This is a genomic window from Oleiphilus sp. HI0080 (genome assembly GCF_001635135.1).
This window is the reverse complement of record NZ_LWFU01000640.1, coordinates 1-2,076: the sequence shown is the minus strand read 5'-3', so window position 1 is coordinate 2,076 and position 2,076 is coordinate 1. Positions and strand designations below refer to the sequence as shown.

Below are 2,076 nucleotides of genomic sequence, written 5' to 3'. Positions count from 1 at the left end.
AGCCACTAAACTTCTCTTCTAACGGCTCGACAACACGCTGATCTGTTTCTCGTGACTGGGGAGCGGGCGCCCACTTTGTCAGCCCGTCTAGCATATGATCCACCCCAAAATTTCCAAGAGCAGTCCCGAAATAAACTGGAGTAAGCTCACCCGCTAGAAACAGCTCCTGATCAAACTCATGTGAAGCACCTTTTACGAGATCGATCTCATCTCGCAACTCCTCGGCATATGCTCCCAGCTTCTCGTCCAACAACGGGTTATTCAAACCCTCAATGATCTCTGAATCTTGGATACGATGCCCCTGCCCAGTCTTGTAAAAATAAGTCTTGTCTTCGTAAAGGTGATAAACGCCCTTAAACTCCTTACCCGAGCCGATTGGCCAAGTGATCGGTGCGCACGCAATCTTAAGAACATCTTCTACTTCATCCATCAACTCAATTGGATCACGAATATCTCGATCCAATTTATTCATGAAAGTGATAATCGGAGTGTCTCGTAAACGCGTCACCTCCATCAGTTTAATCGTCCGCGCCTCAACACCTTTGGCCGAGTCAATCACCATTAAGCAGGAATCAACGGCCGTCAATGTACGGTAAGTATCTTCTGAGAAATCTTCGTGCCCGGGAGTATCCAAAAGATTCACGAGCTTTTCGTTATAAGGAAACTGCATAACAGACGTTGTGACCGAGATACCGCGCTCTTTTTCCATCTCCATCCAATCTGATTTCGCATGCTGGCCACTCTTTTTACCTTTTACCGTCCCAGCTTTTTGAATCGCCTCGCCGAACAAAAGAACTTTCTCGGTTATCGTCGTCTTACCGGCATCTGGGTGAGATATAATCGCGAAGGTTCGACGATTCTTGATTTCTTCTGCAAACTTGGCATCAGCCATGGTAATAATTAATCCTGTAGTGCTTTGGGACACGCCGGCTTGCTTCTTTCTAAAACGACAAGTTCTACGGCTCTTATTAAACGAAGCGGCATTCTAACGAATTGGGAGACGGCAATAAAACAGTTTGCTGCAAGCAAACACAATGAAACGGCTGAAACACAAAAAAGGAGTACCCTTTATCCCTCGCCGTTTCAGCCAGATGGTCAGATTATTTGGTCATAAAGTTCTCGGGTGATCGTTACAGTCAAGGGAATGGGATTGCCTCCCGCACTCGGATCATCCACCGCCATCTGCGCCAAAAGATCTAATTGCGACTTATCCACGCCAAGTTTCGACATTTTTTTAGGCACGCCTAATTTTTCCGAAAATGCGACAACCCACGCATAAAACCCATCAAAACCGCCTTCGATATCGAGATATGCTGCGAGTCTCTCTACACGAGACTCGATGGCAGGCCGATTAAATTGCATAACATATGGCAATGCAATCGCATTCGTCATCCCGTGCGGAGTATCGTAGACCGCTCCAAGCGGATGCGACAAAGCGTGAACGCAGCCCAAACCCTTTTGAAATGCAACAGCCCCCATCGCAGCAGCGCTCATCATATTTGCTCTAGCAACAACGTCCCCGCCATCTTGGTAAGCTTGAAGCAAATTATCTTTGACGAGCTTCATCCCTTCCAAAGCGATGCCTTGAGACATGGGGTGATAGAGTGGCGAGCAGTAAGCCTCAAAACTATGAATAAAAGCGTCCATTCCGGTACCCGCCGTAATCATTGGAGGCAGCCCCAGCGTTAACTCTGGATCGCAGATAACCACAGATGGCAACATTTTCGGATGAAAAATGATTTTTTTTACGTGATCAACCGAGTTCGTCAAAATACCCGCTCGCCCAACTTCAGAGCCAGTCCCTGCGGTAGTAGGAATCGCAATAATGGGCGCGATTCCCTCTGAATCCGCTCTCGCCCACCAATCATCAACATCCTCGAAATCCCAAACAGGCCTAGCCTGGCCTGACATAAAGGCGATAATTTTACCAAGATCTAGGGCCGAGCCCCCACCCAAAGCAACAACCCCGTCATGGCCACCCGATCTGAAGACACCGAGCCCCTTCTCCAAACTTAGCTCATCCGGGTTTGGATAGACCTCACTAAACAACGCTCTTCCCAAGCCCCCGCGCTCAAG

The 2,076-nt window shown here is 48.2% G+C and carries 2 protein-coding genes; both read right to left on the bottom strand.

The features are described from left to right. Nucleotides 1-892: peptide chain release factor 3 (gene prfC / locus A3751_RS13980; RefSeq protein WP_068457161.1), on the bottom strand; the 892-nt coding region annotated here is incomplete at its 3' end. A gap of 203 nt (nt 893-1,095) precedes the next feature. Beyond that, the coding region (locus A3751_RS13975; protein ID WP_068457157.1) for an iron-containing alcohol dehydrogenase at nt 1,096-2,076 on the bottom strand (981 nt) is incomplete at its 5' end.